At 44.6% G+C, this 16,617-nt stretch carries 17 protein-coding genes and 2 tRNA genes; 9 read left to right on the top strand and 10 right to left on the bottom strand.

Annotated features, from left to right (window positions below; all coding sequences use genetic code 11):
* Positions 1-393: 393 nt before the first annotated feature.
* Entirely contained in the window at positions 394-2,676 is a 2,283-nt protein-coding gene (locus tag P8S55_RS07035) for an Rne/Rng family ribonuclease (RefSeq protein WP_289223522.1), read from the top strand.
* A 43-nt stretch (positions 2,677-2,719) separates the two neighbouring features.
* Here P8S55_RS07035 and P8S55_RS07030 read toward each other — a convergent pair whose 3' ends face one another.
* Complete coding sequence (locus tag P8S55_RS07030; RefSeq protein WP_289223521.1) at positions 2,720-3,331, bottom strand: tRNA-uridine aminocarboxypropyltransferase; 612 nt, start codon at positions 3,329-3,331, stop codon at positions 2,720-2,722.
* Here P8S55_RS07030 and P8S55_RS07025 point away from each other — a divergent pair.
* Complete coding sequence (locus P8S55_RS07025; protein ID WP_289223520.1) at positions 3,330-3,767, top strand: GNAT family N-acetyltransferase; 438 nt, start codon at positions 3,330-3,332, stop codon at positions 3,765-3,767. The genes P8S55_RS07030 and P8S55_RS07025 overlap by 2 nt on opposite strands.
* Here the strand turns inward: P8S55_RS07025 and ychF are convergent.
* The 7 genes from ychF to parE form a co-directional block, all read right to left on the bottom strand.
* Positions 3,757-4,848 (bottom strand): redox-regulated ATPase YchF, encoded by a 1,092-nt coding sequence (gene ychF, locus P8S55_RS07020; RefSeq protein WP_289223519.1) that lies wholly within the window; start codon positions 4,846-4,848, stop codon positions 3,757-3,759. The genes P8S55_RS07025 and ychF overlap by 11 nt on opposite strands.
* A 42-nt stretch (positions 4,849-4,890) precedes the next feature.
* Positions 4,891-5,475, bottom strand: a complete 585-nt coding sequence (gene pth / locus P8S55_RS07015; protein ID WP_289223518.1) for an aminoacyl-tRNA hydrolase — start codon at positions 5,473-5,475, stop codon at positions 4,891-4,893.
* Between the two features lie 45 nt (positions 5,476-5,520).
* Positions 5,521-6,102 carry a 50S ribosomal protein L25/general stress protein Ctc gene (locus P8S55_RS07010; RefSeq protein ID WP_289223517.1) on the bottom strand — a complete coding sequence of 194 codons (582 nt, stop codon included), beginning with the start codon at positions 6,100-6,102 and terminating at the stop codon, positions 5,521-5,523.
* Positions 6,103-6,273: 171 nt separating this feature from the next.
* A complete protein-coding gene (locus tag P8S55_RS07005; RefSeq protein ID WP_289223516.1) occupies positions 6,274-7,233 on the bottom strand; it encodes a ribose-phosphate pyrophosphokinase in 960 nt (319 codons plus the stop codon).
* A gap of 50 nt (positions 7,234-7,283) precedes the next feature.
* Positions 7,284-7,358, bottom strand: a tRNA-Gln gene (locus tag P8S55_RS07000).
* 97 nt (positions 7,359-7,455) lie between these two features.
* Complete coding sequence (locus tag P8S55_RS06995) at positions 7,456-9,159, bottom strand: tetratricopeptide repeat protein (RefSeq protein ID WP_289223515.1); 1,704 nt, start codon at positions 9,157-9,159, stop codon at positions 7,456-7,458.
* Entirely contained in the window at positions 9,156-11,045 is a 1,890-nt protein-coding gene (gene parE, locus P8S55_RS06990; protein WP_289223514.1) for a DNA topoisomerase IV subunit B, read from the bottom strand. The genes P8S55_RS06995 and parE overlap by 4 nt, the downstream gene beginning before the upstream one ends.
* A gap of 187 nt (positions 11,046-11,232) precedes the next feature.
* On the opposite strand from parE, the gene pdxH reads away from it, so the two are divergent.
* Together pdxH and ung are read left to right on the top strand one after the other, a co-directional pair.
* Entirely contained in the window at positions 11,233-11,904 is a 672-nt protein-coding gene (pdxH, locus tag P8S55_RS06985; RefSeq protein WP_289223513.1) for a pyridoxamine 5'-phosphate oxidase, read from the top strand.
* A gap of 8 nt (positions 11,905-11,912) precedes the next feature.
* Positions 11,913-12,602 (top strand): uracil-DNA glycosylase, encoded by a 690-nt coding sequence (gene ung, locus P8S55_RS06980; RefSeq protein ID WP_289223512.1) that lies wholly within the window; start codon positions 11,913-11,915, stop codon positions 12,600-12,602.
* A gap of 62 nt (positions 12,603-12,664) precedes the next feature.
* On the opposite strand, the gene P8S55_RS06975 is transcribed toward ung, so the two are convergent.
* Together P8S55_RS06975 and P8S55_RS06970 are read right to left on the bottom strand one after the other, a co-directional pair.
* Positions 12,665-12,755, bottom strand: a tRNA-Ser gene (locus P8S55_RS06975).
* 132 nt (positions 12,756-12,887) lie between these two features.
* Positions 12,888-13,388 carry a GlcG/HbpS family heme-binding protein gene (locus P8S55_RS06970; RefSeq protein ID WP_289223511.1) on the bottom strand — a complete coding sequence of 167 codons (501 nt, stop codon included), beginning with the start codon at positions 13,386-13,388 and terminating at the stop codon, positions 12,888-12,890.
* Between the two features lie 132 nt (positions 13,389-13,520).
* Between P8S55_RS06970 and P8S55_RS06965 the strand changes: the two genes are divergently transcribed.
* The 5 genes from P8S55_RS06965 (at position 13,521) to P8S55_RS06945 (ending at position 16,592) form a co-directional block, all read left to right on the top strand.
* Entirely contained in the window at positions 13,521-14,432 is a 912-nt protein-coding gene (locus P8S55_RS06965) for an SPFH domain-containing protein (RefSeq protein ID WP_289223510.1), read from the top strand.
* A complete protein-coding gene (locus tag P8S55_RS06960; RefSeq protein WP_289223509.1) occupies positions 14,429-14,881 on the top strand; it encodes an NfeD family protein in 453 nt (150 codons plus the stop codon). Before P8S55_RS06965 ends, P8S55_RS06960 begins: the two co-directional genes overlap by 4 nt.
* A gap of 31 nt (positions 14,882-14,912) precedes the next feature.
* The gene (locus P8S55_RS06955; RefSeq protein WP_289223508.1) at positions 14,913-16,010 is read left to right on the top strand and encodes a ChaN family lipoprotein; all 1,098 of its coding nucleotides are present in this window, start codon (positions 14,913-14,915) and stop codon (positions 16,008-16,010) included.
* A 62-nt stretch (positions 16,011-16,072) separates the two neighbouring features.
* Positions 16,073-16,327 carry a prevent-host-death protein gene (locus P8S55_RS06950; RefSeq protein WP_289223507.1) on the top strand — a complete coding sequence of 85 codons (255 nt, stop codon included), beginning with the start codon at positions 16,073-16,075 and terminating at the stop codon, positions 16,325-16,327.
* Entirely contained in the window at positions 16,317-16,592 is a 276-nt protein-coding gene (locus tag P8S55_RS06945; protein ID WP_289223506.1) for a type II toxin-antitoxin system RelE/ParE family toxin, read from the top strand. Before P8S55_RS06950 ends, P8S55_RS06945 begins: the two co-directional genes overlap by 11 nt.
* Positions 16,593-16,617: the final 25 nt, after the last annotated feature.

Genomic DNA, 16,617 nt, shown 5'->3' with positions numbered 1-16,617 from the left:
AACCTAACGACTACTTAAACGATTAACGCAGCCAAAATCAAGGATGTAAGACGTTAAAAAAACAAGCAAAAGTTAGTTAGCGATCAGAGCAAAGAAAACCCACTATTTTAAGTAGTACCTAACCAAGTAAAGCTGAGAAACCAGCCTAGGCGTAGGTTACCATTTTAGACTAAGAGCTTAGCGCTGCACAAAAGGTTAAGCTCGAGAAAAAGGTTACATTGCCCTTCCAAAGATAACGCTTATCACAGACTCTAACCGGTACATAAAGTTAAGAGCAAAGCGCTTTAGGTTTGTGCATGATTAACAAGAAGTCTGGTTTGATCTTTCTCCTCATCTCTTCTGCTATTTTATTACTGCAAACATTTTAGCCCCCAAGCTTACAAAGAGAACAGCATGAAAAGAATGCTCATAAATGCTACCCAAGCCGAAGAGTTACGGGTCGCGCTGGTTGATGGCCAAGCACTTTACGACCTAGACATAGAAACCCCACAACAAAAAAAGAAAAAAGCAAATATTTATAAAGGCTTAGTAACTCGTATTGAGCCAAGCCTAGAAGCTGCGTTCGTTGACTATGGTGCGGACCGCCACGGTTTTCTACCGTTTAAAGAAGTGGCTGAAGAGTATTACCCAAATGGTCAACCTGACAATAACCTCTCTATTAACCAAGTTTTAAAAGAAGGCCAAGAAATTATTATCCAAGTTCAAAAAGAAGAACGTGGAAACAAAGGGGCGGCACTCACAACACAAATAACCTTAGCCGGGCCATACGTGGTTATGATGCCCAACAACCCCAAAGCAGGCGGCATTTCTCGCCGGATAGATGGCGATGATCGTAGCAGCCTTCGCGATACACTTAAAAGTATTGATATCCCAGATAGTATGGGACTCATTGTTAGAACCGCTGGCGTGGATAAAAGCCAAGAAGAACTGCAGTGGGGCATCAACTACCTCATTCAGCTTTGGGATGCAATTAAACAAACCGCGACTGAAAAGTCAGCGCCTTTCCTAATTCACCAAGAGTCCGACATCGTCACCTTAGCTATTCGTGATTATTTACGTCAAGATATTGGCGAAATACTCATTGATGACATGGACACCTTTTACCGTGCTCGCGACTTTATTCAACAGGTCATGCCCCAGCACGTCAACAAGGTTAAACCTTATCAGGATAAGATCCCTCTTTTTACGCGTTTTCAAATTGAATCTCAAATTGAGTCCGCCTACCAACGCGAAGTGGTATTACCGTCTGGTGGCGTGATTGTAATTGACATTACAGAAGCACTAACTGCAATTGATATTAACTCTAGCCGCTCAACCAAAGGTGGAGACATAGAAGAAACCGCTTTTCACACCAATATGGAAGCTGCCACTGAAATCGCTCGCCAACTTCGTTTGAGAGACTTAGGTGGTTTAGTTGTTATTGATTTTATCGACATGCACTCCTCACGCCATCAACGTGAGCTAGAAAATCAAATGCGTGATGCGGTTAAATCTGATCGCGCACGTGTTCAAATAGGTAAGATTTCACGCTTTGGTCTATTAGAAATGTCTCGCCAACGCTTACGCCCTTCGATTGAAGAGTCCAGCCAAATTGTTTGCCCACGCTGCAAAGGCGTAGGCGTGATTCGCGGCATAGAATCCTTGGCTTTGTCATTACTTCGCTTGCTCGAAGAAGAGGCCATGAAAGAGGGGACACGCCGAATTACTGTGCAACTTCCTGTAGATGTAGCCACCTTCTTACTAAACGAAAAACGTGCTCAAATTATTAAGACCGAAGACCGCTACCATCTTCATATTTTAATTGTACCTAATGAACACCTAGAAACGCCACAATACATCATTGAGCGCTCACGTGTGGGTGAAAATGATGCCATTGAAACCAGCTATCAGGTAAAAACAGTTATTGAAAAAGAATTACCGAACTTTGAAACAACCAAGCACAATAAAGAAGAGCCGGCATTAAAAAATACCTTACCTTTGACCCCTCCTCCCGTTCCGGTCAGCACAAATGTTCAAGCTGTCAGTGAACCTGGCTTGTTAGTAAAACTGTGGAATTGGTTATTCAAACAACCTGAAGACACAAAACAAGCACCTCAAACTAAAAAACGTGATGAGGAAACTGATCACACCAGTCGAAAAGGCAATAATAGTCGCCGCCGCGGAAATGGTCGCCGTCGCGGTAACGAAGATCAACAAAATACTAATGAAGCACCTAGAGCTGAAGCAAAAAAACCTGATTCAAGAGCACCACGTCCTGAAGCACGAAATGAACCGCGAACTGATCGGAATGACCAACGCTCTGAACGCAATGATAATCGGGAATCAAGACGCGAGCCAGCAAAGTCAAAACCTGACAATAAGCAACCCGTAAACTTAAAACAAGAAACCAAACCCGTCGAACAACCTGAAACAGTCAACAAATCGGTGATCAATAAGTCAGATTCAACGGATAAAGCCGAGTCAACGCAAACCAACACTAATGAACAGCGTGAACCACGTCGCCGGAGAAGTCGCTACAATAGCCGTAGCTCACTAAATCGTCGTCGCGCGCCACGCGATGCTGAATCAATGAGTATCGCCGGCATAGCAAATGATTTTGAGAACAACGCCGCACCGACTCCATCTCCAGCTCAAGTGGAGTCTTTTAGCAGCCAATCAGAAACACGCAATAACTAACTCGCGTATTTCTCAAAAAAAACCGACGTTCATGTCGGTTTTTTTATTTTTGGATAAAGCCTTGGTACAAGCCTACAAATCCCTCAAAACTGTTGATCAATGCGGCATAATCACCCTTAACATCTATTTCCCTTAACAGGCAATAGATCGACTCCAGCGTAGACAAGCTATCCTCACGCCGTGCTTGTCGTATATGATAACCTGAAGAAAAGGGTTGGCGCAGTGTTATACGAGGCAATCGCTGTAAGGTCGGGTTAGACTGCAAAAGTTTATAGGTTTTACGCCAAGTACCATCTAACACTAAAACCCTAGCCTTAGCTAGCTCACTTGATACTCGAGGCAATAAAGCACTTGCAAAAATTGATTCAACAAGGTCACCCGCTTGCATGGGATAGAGTAAATAAGCATCACCCTGAGCTAACCAAGCTTCTAAAGCAGGTAGGTCTTCAAGCTGTTCCCCAACAAATAGCTGACTCCCTACCAAACATTGATGTGCCAACCATGCCGTACCTTTAGGGTGCCCAACTTCACTTGGGTGTTGTAATATAGCCAGCTCAATTGGCGTAGCTATTCGAGCTACTAAATGACAAATGCAAGTTTTAACGGGTCGCTGACAAACTGCACATTGAGGGCGCTTGGATTTAGGATAGGACATGATTTCTTTCACATTATTAGACGCGGGTGATAAATACCCACTCAAACACTTTATTAAGCAGCAAAAGCTAACGCAACCACAACAAAGTGAGCGAGTATATATCGCAAAGCAACAAAACAAACTTATAGGCATGGCCAGAATCATCCCATTTGACAACCAGGCCTGGTTGCGCGGACTGTATATTGATCCGAACCAACGGCAAAAAGGCTATGGCGCTAATTTGGTTCGGTTTTTACTGACACAATTGAATGAGGATTGCATCGGGTTTATACAACCTGAGCTAATCTCGTTTTATCAGCGACTTGGATTTTATCCGCTGTGCGCAGATCAAATTAGACCTAAACTTAAAGACAAATACCAACAGTACCTCAAAAGCAAACCACACTTGTCTGCCTGGGGTTATAGCCTAGCCTTAAAAAACAAAGCTAGACGTTAAAGCGAAAATGCATCACATCACCATCTTGAACAATGTATTCTTTACCTTCTAGGCGCAACTTACCCACTTCTTTCGCGCCCTGCTCACCGTTGTATTTTACATAGTCTTCATAGGCGGTAACTTCCGCGCGGATAAAGCCTTTTTCGAAATCAGTATGGATCACGCCTGCGGCCTGGGGTGCTGTAGCACCGACCTTAATTGTCCAAGCGCGTACCTCCTGTACGCCCGCAGTGAAGTAGGTTTGCAAACCTAACAGACTATAGCCTGCACGGATCACGCGATTCAAACCAGGCTCTTCTAAACCCATACCCTGCAAGAAGTCCAGCTTATCCCCATCGTCCAACTCGGCAATTTCAGATTCAATCGCCGCACACACTGGCACCACCACGGCCCCCTGCTCTTGAGCCAACTTCTCAACGGCATCCAGCAAAGAATTATTTTCAAAACCATCTTCGTTGACATTGGCGATGTACATCATTGGCTTAATCGTGAGCAAATGAAGATCATACAGCTCAGCCTTTTCTTCTGGTGTTAATTCCACATTACGCACCAGCTTGCCATCCGCAATTTCAGCCGACACCTTTTGCAGCACCGCTAAACGCGCCACCGATTCTTTGTTACCGCTTTTAGCGACCTTCTGCACCTTCTGAATCGCTTTATCAATTGACTCCATATCTGCTAACACCAACTCCGTGTTAATCACCTCAATGTCATCTAACGGCGATATCTTGCCAGACACATGAACAATGTCATCATTTTCAAAACAACGCACCACCTGAGCAATCGCATCGGTTTCGCGAATCGTGGCTAAAAACTTATTGCCTAAGCCTTCACCCTTGGATGCGCCTTCAACCAGGCCTGCTATATCGACAAACTCCATCGTCGCCGACATAACACGCTGAGGCTTAACAATTTCGGCTAACTTATCTTGACGGTAATCAGGAACCGGCACGATACCCACATTCGGTTCAATCGTACAAAAAGGATAGTTCTGTGCTTCGATACCTGCATTGGTTAATGCATTAAACAGGGTGGATTTTCCAACATTAGGCAAACCAACGATGCCACATTTAATTCCCATAACAGATTCCTTTTTGCATATTAATTGAGTGAGCTCGGTCTTTTACTTAACCTGCTTTGTGTGCAGCTGATTCATCGCTTTCGCCCAATCAGCGGCTAAGATTTCGGGCAAAACACGGGAAGCCTGGTAGATAGCCTCGTCAATCAACTCGCGCTCGGTTTTAGAAGGTGCTTTGAGCACATAATTAACCACCTGATGACGATCACCTGGGTGGTCAATACCCAGGCGCAAACGATGAAAATTCGGGGTACTTAAGGCCGCGATGGTATCCCTTAACCCATTATGACCGCCATGACCGCCGCCTGTTTTAAGCTTGGCCGCACCAACAGGCAAATCCAGCTCATCATGCGCAACCAATATCTGTTCAGGCTGAATACGATAAAACTTAGCCAAAGCAGAAATAGCCTGCCCTGAACGATTCATAAATGTTGCGGGTTTAAGTAACCAGGCCTGGCTATTGCTGAGCTGAATTTTAGCTACTTCACCAAAAAATTTGGTTTCTGGACGAAATACCACTTGATGTTGGCGCGCTAATTCCTCCACAAACCAAAAACCCGCGTTATGTCGGGTCTGCTCATATTGTTCGCCTGGATTTCCCAGACCGACAATCAGTTGAACAGATGACATAAACGCGGGTTCCTGTTTTAAACGCTAAAGTGAGTCGCTAAAAACTTAGCGTCTTACTTTATCGATACCGACCACAGCTTGGTCATAATCAGAGTTACCATGCAACAATGCTACAACCTGCACACCTTCTGGCATTGTCAAATCTGATAGACGTAGGTTTTCACCTGCTTCCATGGTTGACACATCAATTTCGATGGCTTTAGGCAGGCTAGCAGCAGCACAACGTACCTCTACAGTTTTCTGGAAATAAGTCATAATACCACCCAACTTAACACCCGGTGCTTTAGCGGCACCAACAAACTTAATTGGGATGTATTTGGTGATACGTGAATCATCGGTCACACGCTGTAGGTCTAGGTGCATTACGTTCTCGCGAGCTGGATGACGTTGCATGTCCTTAATAACAACACGCTCTTGTTTACCACCTTCAACATCGACAGTTAAAACCGTGTTGTAAGCATCAATATTTACCAAGGCTTTTTTAACAAAGTTACCGTCAAAGGTTACCGAAATTGCATCTTTCTCTGCACCGTAAATAATTGCCGGTATTTTACCCGCATGACGAAGGCGGCGGCTCGCACCTTTCCCCTCTGCCCCACGGACTTCTGCTGTCCAAACTTCACTCATAGTGATTCTCCAATTGCGGGATTTTTAAAATCCCATTAAACAAGCTTTTATCCGCGACCAGACAAAAGAAAGCGCGAAGTATACTTAATTTAGACTAAAAACACAAACAAAAAAGCCTTTTATAACCAAGTAGGGTTATAAAAGGCTCCGAGAAACAGTAAAAACTAAGTTTTAGACTTCAGGCATGAGCGCCGTTACTGATTCCTCATTATTCACTCTTCGAATTGTTTCACCTAGAATATTAGCCATAGTAACTTGGCGAATCTTCTTACACTTCATCGCATCAACAGACTGAGGAATGGTATCGGTCACAACCAACTCTTTTAAAACTGATTTTCGGATATTTTCTACAGCAGGCCCCGAAAGAACGGCATGTGTCACATAGGCGGTAACACTTTTCGCACCATTTTCAATTAAAGCCGCTGCTGCTTTACAGAGTGTTCCTGCCGTATCGACCATGTCATCAACAATAATACAGTCACGATCTTTAACATCACCGATTACATGCATCACCTGTGAGACATTGGCTTTTGGACGACGTTTGTCGATGATGGCTAATTCAGCATTAAGGGCTTTAGCAACAGCTCGCGCACGAACTACACCGCCGACATCAGGCGAAACTACAGTGACATTGGTAATATCCAATACTTTTTCCATATCCTCAACTAGCACAGGTGAGGCATAAATATTATCAACAGGGATATCAAAGAAACCTTGAATTTGATCGGAGTGCAAGTCAACGGTAATCATACGATCTGCACCGGCAACGGTAATCATATCCGCGGCTAAACGCGCCGTAATTGGCACACGGGCTGAATGAGGACGACGATCTTGGCGAGCAAAGCCGTAATAAGGAACGACCGCTGTAATACGCTTCGCTGAAGCACGCTTTAGTGCATCAATCATTACCAACATTTCCATTAGGTTAACAGCCGGCTCTGGCGTACAGGTAGGTTGCAACACATAGACATCACGCCCACGCACTGACTCTGTGATTTCAACCATGATTTCGCCATCGCTAAAACGGCCTACGTTGGCTTTGCCTAAGGGTTGATCAAGATACAGGGAGATGTTCTCTGCAAGAGTGACATTTGCATTTCCCGCAAATATCATGACATTTTTCTTGGCCATTAATGGCAGCTCCTGTCGAGGATAAAGAATTTGGGGAATTAAGAATGAGATGGCTGGGCCGGAAGGATTCGAACCTTCGCATGACGGGATCAAAACCCGCTGCCTTACCGCTTGGCTACGGCCCAATAAATCTCTGTCGTTAAGACAGATGCGTATTATCCAAGGTTTTCAAAAAAGTTCAAGCCATTTTTAATATTTTTTAAAAAAATAGCTGATTTATTTTTAAGGATTCGCTAAGTCGTTGATTAAACGTTGCAACGTCTCATTGGTTGGAAATATCGGCGCATACTCATTCCACAAACTTTGTGCTTGCTGCTGTTTACCCTGAGCCCATTTTACTTTAATCAGATGAATCAAAACTTCGTCATCCTTACTTAAGGACCATGCACGCTGTAAATATTGCTCTGCCTCAACATAATTACCACGCTGGTATTCTAACCATCCTCGACTATCTAAAATATAATAACGATTAGGATCAATAGCCAGTGCTCTCTCTAGTAAAACTTCAGCTTCATCCAACTTAATATTTTGCTCAACATAAAAATAGCCTAATGCATTTAGTGCATCAGGCTCATTTGGATAACGCTTAACCAAATCCGTTACAAGACGCTCATACTCATCATGCATTTCTAGCTCATACAGTGCCATCGCCATCGCAAAGCTAATCGCTAAATCATCAGGCTTAATATCTAATGCTTGCTGATAAAACAACAAGGCCTGCTCCCAAAGGTCAAATTGACTATGAAAAATACCCTGAGCGCGTAGGATTTTGACTTGCTCTTCTTGACCAACTGGTTTTAACGCCTGAAGATGATCAATGCCTTGGTGCAACCCTTCCAGCCTGACTAGAAGTTGAGCAATCATTAGGTTTGCATCAAGATAATAATCGGGATGAGATACTTGCTCCAAATAGCGCTTGGCCTGGTTTAAATTTTCAGTATTCTGCGAAATAATTCCAAGATAGTAATAACTGATATCTTTGTAACCTTCAACGTTAACAAGCGTTCTAAAACCTATTTCAGCTGCATCTAACTCCCCCAGCTCTAATTGCAACAGGGCTAAGGATAACAAGGATGTAAAAGCGCGTGGATTAGCTTCAACTATACGCTGATAACGCGCCTTGGCGCTAAGATATTGCTCAGCTTTTACCTCTAAACGCGCATAACGCTCTTGCATCATCCATTGCTCTGGATTCTGGCGAATGAACGTGGCCAAAAACTCAAGCCCACGTTCAGTTAAACCCTGTTCAACATATAAATTGGAAAGCGCAAAATACACTTCAACCGGTGCTTCAAGACGCGTGGCCACATCCTCCAAGGTCTCCACAGCTATTAATGGCTGATTGTAATGATTGGCAACATATCCCAAGGCAAATCCAGCAACCCACTCATCTGGGTAACTCCGTGTCAAAGCCTGGAAAAAAGCAATAGCCGTTTCGGGCTTTGTCGCCTGAATCGCTTGAGCAGACGCACTCCTTAAATCATCGGCTAAATCAAGATCAGACACCTTACGATAAGACGCCCAATAATCTAGTGCCGCCTCAAGATCATCATGACGTAAGGCCATTAAGTAACCAACACGCCACGCAGAAGCCTGCATAGGGTCAAGTGAACGCCATAATTCAGCACTCTGCTCAATACCCTGAGCAAAACCGGCTGACATGGCTAGTTGAAAACTCCGCTCTGCCAGCCGAACATCCCCTGTTTTTTGTGCAATGGGGAACAAGAGATTGTACGCGCTAAATGTATCACCTCGCTCAGCCAGCATTTCACCCAGCATGAGTTCAAACATCAACGCAGGCTCTAACTTGACCTGGGAAACAGCTACACTTTCAACCGTCATCGCATCAGTGCGATTTGTTAAATGCGTACAACCAAATAAACTGGCAATAAGCGGCAACATTATCCATCTTTGATTATTTTTCACCCTACTACCTCCGCCAAATCGCCTTTTTCTTCTAACCATGCTTTACGATCAGATGAACGTTTTTTTGCCAACATCATATCCATAATTGGCAGACTCGTTTCTGATTCTAACATTAACTGTACCAGCCGTCGGGTTTGTGGCAACATTGTGGTTTCGCGCAATTGGAGCGGGTTCATTTCACCCAAACCTTTAAAGCGCGTCACTTGTACCTTGCCGGGGAGTTTCTCAGCTTGGATACGATCCAATACCCCTCGCCGTTCATCCTCATCCAATGCATAAAATACCTTTTTGCCTACATCAATACGATAAAGTGGCGGCATGGCAACATATACATGACCATTTTCGACTAGTCTTGGAAAGTGCCGAACAAACAAAGCACAAATTAACGTGGCAATATGCGCACCATCCGAATCCGCATCGGCAAGAATACAAACCTTACCGTATCGCAAACCAGTTAAATCATCTGAGGCTGGGTCTACACCAATGGCAACACTGATGTCATGCACTTCCTGCGACGCTAAAATCTGACCCGAATCTACCTCCCAGGTATTTAAGATCTTTCCACGGAGGGGCATAATTGCTTGGAAGCGTTTATCTCGAGCCTGCTTGGCAGACCCTCCTGCGGAATCGCCTTCGACTAAAAACAGCTCGGTTAAACCCAAATCAGTTTCAGTGCAATCAGCTAGTTTTCCGGGCAAGGCCGGACCGGTGGTTATTTTTTTTCGGGCAACCTGGCGTGACTTTTTATTGCGAACTTGAGCGTTATTAATTGCCAGTTCGGCAATCTTCTCTGCGACCTCGGTATGCTGATTTAACCATAAACTTAGACTGTCTTTTACCGCACCAGAAATAAAGGGGACGCATTCACGCGAAGACAAACGTTCTTTAGTTTGGCCAGCAAATTGTGGCTCCCTAACCTTTGCTGACAAAACATAAGCCACATTCTGCCAGACATCATCCGGTGATAACTTAACGCCACGTGGAATCAAGTTCCGAAACTCACAAAATTCGCGTACTGCATCCGTTGCGCCCTGACGCAAACCGTTCACATGTGTACCGCCTTGCGGTGTAGGAATTAAATTAACATAACTCTCATTGGGCGCCTCAGCTGACTCAACCAGCCAGGCAAGTGACCAAGCAACGGATTCATTATCTAAGGTCAAGCTCCCTACAAAACCTTCTTCGGGTAAACGTTCGATACCTTCCAAGGCTTGATTTAGATAATCGCGTAGACCATCCTCATAAAACCAAGTAATCTTCTCACCCGAAGCGTCATCACGGAAATGAATAGTTAAACCTGGACATAACACCGCTTTAGCACGTAACAAATGTTTTAACCGTGATAATGCATATTTTGCGGTATCGAAAAAGGAGGATTCAGGCCAAAAACGTAGCCAGGTTCCTGTATTCTTTTTACCAACCTTACCGACCACCTCTAAGGGTTCAACTAACACCCCCTGTTCAAAGGCAATTTTGTGCAACTGACTATCCCGTTTAATTTGAATCTCAACTCGTTTTGACAGCGCATTCACTACCGAAATGCCGACGCCATGCAAACCACCGGAAAATTGGTAGGCTTTGTTCGAAAATTTCCCCCCCGCATGCAATCGAGTCATAATAACCTCAACACCCGGCACGCCCTCATCAGGATGAATATCAACCGGCATTCCACGCCCATTATCTTCAACACTCACCGATCCATCTGCATAATGAACCACTGTAATTTCTGAGGCATGACCCGCAATGGCTTCATCAACACTATTATCAATAACCTCTTGCGCCAAATGATTAGGTCGCGTGGTGTCGGTGTACATCCCTGGACGCTTACGCACAGGATCTAAACCCGTTAGAACTTCAATTTCAGCAGAATTATATGCTTGACTCACACTTGCTCCTTAAACAACTAGGCCTTTATGCTCTTTACAGGCTAGGTCGGGTATCTGTTAAATTGATGACTATTATTGGTAAGTCTGAGATTAATGTAAAGACAAAGCCTTTAATCAACACAAAGATTCAACTTTTAAATTATGGTAACATTAACGTTACATCACCTATTTTCATTAAGGAATTACCATGCCAAATCGCGACTATCATGCCCACCGCCAGAGTTATGAAATGGGCGCACTGACTGATGAATTCTTAAAACACAATCCCCTTATTCTATTTCAAAGCTGGATGGACGATGCGTTTGAGAAACAAGTTGACGAACCTACCGCGATGACGCTCTCTACCGTGGACAACAATCTTCAACCCCACTCTCGAATTGTACTACTCAAGGCTTTTAATGAACAAGGATTTATATTCTACACTCATTATGCCAGTGATAAAGGTAAGCAAATTGAATCAAGCCCTCGCGCAGCGTTAAACTTTTTTTGGCCGCAGTTAGAACGCCAAGTTAGAGTTGAAGGCATGATCGAAAAAATGAGTGCGCAAGCTTCCGATACCTACTTCCAAAGCAGACCTCTAGACAGTCAACTCAGTGCTTATATTTCTCAACAAAGCCAAGAGATCACTAGCCGAAGCGAACTGGAACAACGCATGGCGCAAGCCAAAATAGACTATCAAAACAAACCCGTACCGCGTCCGGAACATTGGGGGGGCTATTGTTTAACGGCCAATTACATTGAATTTTGGCAAGGCCGTCCTAATCGTTTACATGACCGCCTAAGCTTTAAAAAAGATCCAGCGAATACGCAAACTCTTGCTGGTATGCAGACCTGGCTATCAGCACGACTCTGCCCTTAAGGACTAAGATGTCAGGCATCAAACTTGAAGCAAGTTGGCTGACCCAGCTAGAACCACTATTTTTAACAAAATCTATGCAACGCCTAAAAGCATTTTTACTGACCGAAAAACAAGCAGGAAAAATCATTCTTCCAAAAACTCAATACTGGTTCAACGCCTTCAACATTACACCATTTGACCAGGTCAAAGTCGTTATACTGGGACAAGACCCCTACCCCACACCGGGTCATGCTCATGGCCTCAGCTTTTCAGTCTTACCCAATGTTCGCCCACTACCCAAATCCCTAACCAATATCAACAAAGAGCTACTCGACGATATAGGTGTAGATAACCGCCACACAGGTTACCTACTTCCTTGGGCGCAGCAAGGAGTATTGCTACTCAATGCAGTTCTTACCGTCGAGGCCAATAAAGCGAATGCTCACCAAAATCAAGGCTGGGAAGGATTTACCGATGCGGTGATCCAACAACTCAACACCCAGCGTAAAAACCTCGTCTTTATTTTGTGGGGCAGTTATGCACAAAAGAAAGGCGCACTGATTGATCGCGAAAAACACCTCGTCATCACTAGCCCCCATCCTTCACCACTCTCTGCTTATCGTGGTTTTTTTGGCAGTCGCCCCTTCTCACAAACCAATCAATACCTGAGTAAACACCAAGTCACCCCCATCAACTGGCAACTGCCAGAAACTCCATAAAACATGTTTAACTAATATTTAGGCATAAAAAAACCCGCTTGATGCGGGTTTAATATCGAATATGGCGGAGAGCGGGGGATTCGAACCCCCGATAGGCTATTAACCTATACACACTTTCCAGGCGTGCGCCTTCAACCGCTCAGCCAGCTCTCCGTGGGGTGGTGCGGATTATAGCGGCAAAGCCTTTGTTTGTCTATTACTGCGCGTTGATTCCAAATAAAACAACAAAAAAACAAGCAACCTTTGACTGCTATGTGTGAGTTGTTTTATCCGGAATCAAGAAAATTACATCATTTCTAAGTCCATCTGTACCGCTTCAACACCCGCTGCTGCACATTCCTCATCCACCATACCATCAGGTGCACCACTTACGCCCACCGCACCAAACAAACGACCACCGGCAGAAATAGTGACCGAGCCGGCCATAAAGGCTAAGCCCTCACCCAATGTGGGTAATGCGCCTTCGGCTTGGCGTGTTAGCTGTGAGCCATTGGCGTTAAACATCACAGCGGTATAGGCTTTTTTCTGACTGATCGGCAAGGATACAGGTGGCGCCATTGAGTCTCGCATTTTTACCATAATAATGCCGTTACGATCAACCACGGTAACTGAAACAGGTATTCCTTTCGCCTCACAAGCTTTGATGGTTTCCATTGCAATTTTATTATTTACTTCCAGCGTGAGCCGTGGCACTTCAACCACAAGGCTATCGGCGTAAGCCACAGGAACTGCTACACTCACTAAACCTACACTAACTAACGCAGCCTTTAAGGTCTTTTTCAACATACATCCTCCTAGAGTTATTTTTATGTTACATTTTATTCTATCCTTGAGCGTCAAAAGCGACCACAAAAGGGTTCATTTTTAAACAACAATTTGATTTTACCAACTTAAACGCATACCGGAGGCGTTAAAATTATGGATTTCACGATTTTTACACTTATTCTTTTAGGGGTTGTATTTGTTTACTTCATAACAGGTATTCGAATTGTACCTCAAGCGGAGCAACAGGTTGTCGAGCGCCTTGGACGCTATCATCGTACCCTAAGTGGTGGTCTCAACTTTATTATTCCGGTTGTGGATCGAGTTCGCGCTACCTTCAACACACAAGAGCAGGTCATCGACATTCCTATTCAAAAAGTTATCACCAAGGACAATGTCAGTATTGTAATTGATGGCTTGGTATTTATGCGCATTGGTATTGCGCGCAAAGCAACCTATGAAATCTTAGATTTAAAACATGCGATTGCCCAACTTGCGCAAACCACTCTTCGCTCTGAAATCGGTAAAATGGATTTAGATGACACCCTCTCCTCGCGTGACACACTGAATGCGACATTATTAATGGCACTGGATGCCGCTTCCGCCAACTGGGGTGCCAAAGTTACCCGCGTTGAAATCTCAGATATTTCTGTTTCTGAAGTGGTGCAACATGCGATGGAACTTCAGCTGCGTGCTGAGCGTGAGCGTCGCGCGACTGAAACCGAAGCCGAAGGCTTAAAAAATGCCACCATCGCCAAGGCCGAAGGTGATCGCCAAAAAGCCTTTAAAGAAGCCGAAGCGATTGAACGTACCGCGGATGCGCGTCGTTATGAGCAAATTCAACTGGCGCAAGGTCAACAGCAAGCGATTGAAATGATTGCCTTGGCGATGCAATCGAATCCAAATGCAGCCGAATTCCTGCTCGCCAAAGACCGAATTAAAGCTTGGGAAGGCATCGCCGCCAGCGACTCGCAAAACAAAATCGTGGTACCTTATGAATCCGCTGAGTTGATTGGTTCGCTAAGCGCCTTACAGAGCTTGTTAGGACAAGCAGGTCAGCTAAAGTGAGTTCAATTGGGCTATTGGAGTTAATTCCAAGCTGGATTTTAATTGCCGCAGGCCTGATTCTGATTGGCATTGAAATTCTTTTTGGGTTGTTTATTTTATTCTGGTTTGGCTTAGGCTTAGTTTTTGTCGGCTTAGTCGGCTTGTTTGTTGACTTTGAACATGGCGAATACCAACTCATCTTTGCCTTTGCTATCGGCATGGTGCTGTTATTCGCGTTACGAAAAAAAGTCATCGCGCCGCATAATGCTGAAGCCGACCAACTCGACACCTATCAAACCGGTGAAATAGGCCAGCTTTCGATGCACAATGACCAATGGGTGGTGTTTTATCATGGCACCCATTGGTTGGTCGCCAACCCACAAGCCGATTTTCAAGCGAATCAGCGGGTGCGTGTCGATGAGATTAAAAGCAACCAGGCCTGGGTGAGCGCCCTTGATATGCAAAACTAGCTGGTTTCAACTGTGCCTCGGCGTTGTGCTGATGCTCAACAGCGCGTTAATTAGTGCTGAAGACCCTCTCCACCCCGCTCTTGTCGATCCCCTGAGGTTTGTTGCAAACTGGCAAGCCACGGTGGACGATGGTCAAAGCGAAATTAGCCTTGATCAACTCAAACAAAGCCTGCCCCAGTACCGAGTGGTACATGTTGGTGAAATCCACCCAAACTTTGAAGACCATCTGGTACAGCTGGCGATGCTTCAAAGCTTACACCAACAACACCCTCAACTAGCCATCGGGGTCGAATGGTTTCAAGCCGCATTTCAGCCCTGGTTGGATGGCTACATTTATGGCGCCATCTCCGAAGCCGACATGCTCCAGCACACCGAATATTTTCAGCGCTGGCGGTTTGATTATCGCTTGTTACAACCGATTATGCGTTATGCCAAGCAACATCAAATTCGAGTCATCGCGCTCAACGCACCGAATGAATTGACTCGCCAAGTCGCCAGCCAAGGTCGAAACAGTTTAAGCCTGATTCAACGACAATCTATGCCTCACATTCATCCCCCAGGTGATGCCCAGCATCAGCGCCTCAGTCAGTTTTTTAGCGACAAAATTCCGCCTGATCGGGATGTCGAAGACTTTATTTATGCCCAACGCATCTGGGATGAAACCATGGCCGCCAATGCGGTGCGTTTTTTAAACCATCACCCTGATCACAAGTTATTGGTGTTTGCTGGTAACTTTCATATTGGACATTTTGAAGCGATACCCAAAGACATGGCTCGCCAGCTACCTGAACTCCAACAAATCACCATCAGCAGCGGCTCATTTGAAAACTACCGCGCTGAATTTGTAGATCAATGGGTGTACACCGACTCGATTAACCTGCCAGATCATGGAAAGCTCGGCGCAAGTTTTAATGGCAAAACGCCCTGCATTCAAGACCTCACTGACGAGAGTGCCGCCGCCAAAGCGGGTCTACAAAAAGACGACTGTATTTGCGCACTCAATCACCAAACATTAAAACACTATGCCGACTTAATCCTCGCCCTCTACACCACACCACCAGGCCTGGTTATAAACCTAACAATCCAACGCGGTGAACACAGGTTTAGCTTAGATATTGCCTTGGAATAAGCCTTGCTAAATAATTTAAGCCATGCTAAGGTACTTTAAATCGTACTCTTAAGAGGTGAATTATGATTGTATCTGCAAACGAAATTAAAACCAAGGGCGTATCAATTTTCGCCAAACTGCTGGAAACCGCCGATGAGCTGATTATCAATGTGCGTGGAAAAAACAAATACGTTGTTTTAGATATGGCACGTTACCAACAATTTAGACAACAAGAACTTGATTTAGCCCATATGCTAGCGATGCAAGATATCAAGGAAGGTCGCTACAAGATCCAAACCGCTAAAGACCATGCAAACGAGCTAATCAATGCCCTATAAAATCATTCGCACAGACGAATATTTTAAAAGGCTAACAAGGTTTATAAAAAAACACCCCGATGTTTTAGCGCGCTATATTAAAACAATAGAAATACTAGAGCTTGACCCCTACCACCCTTCACTAAGACTGCATAAACTACAAGGCAAATTGAACGACTACTACAGTGTTTCAATCAATATGAAATATCGCGTTGTGATTGACTTTATTCTAAAAGACAATGAAATCATTCCGATTGACATAGGCAGCCACGACGAGGTTTATTGATTTAGGTATATAGGTTATTGCATCA

The organism is Thiomicrospira sp. R3, assembly GCF_029581415.1.
In the GTDB taxonomy this organism is placed as follows: Bacteria; Pseudomonadota; Gammaproteobacteria; order Thiomicrospirales; family Thiomicrospiraceae; genus Thiomicrospira.
The sequence above is the reverse complement of the archived record's forward strand: the minus strand, read 5'-3'. Positions and strand labels throughout refer to the sequence as shown.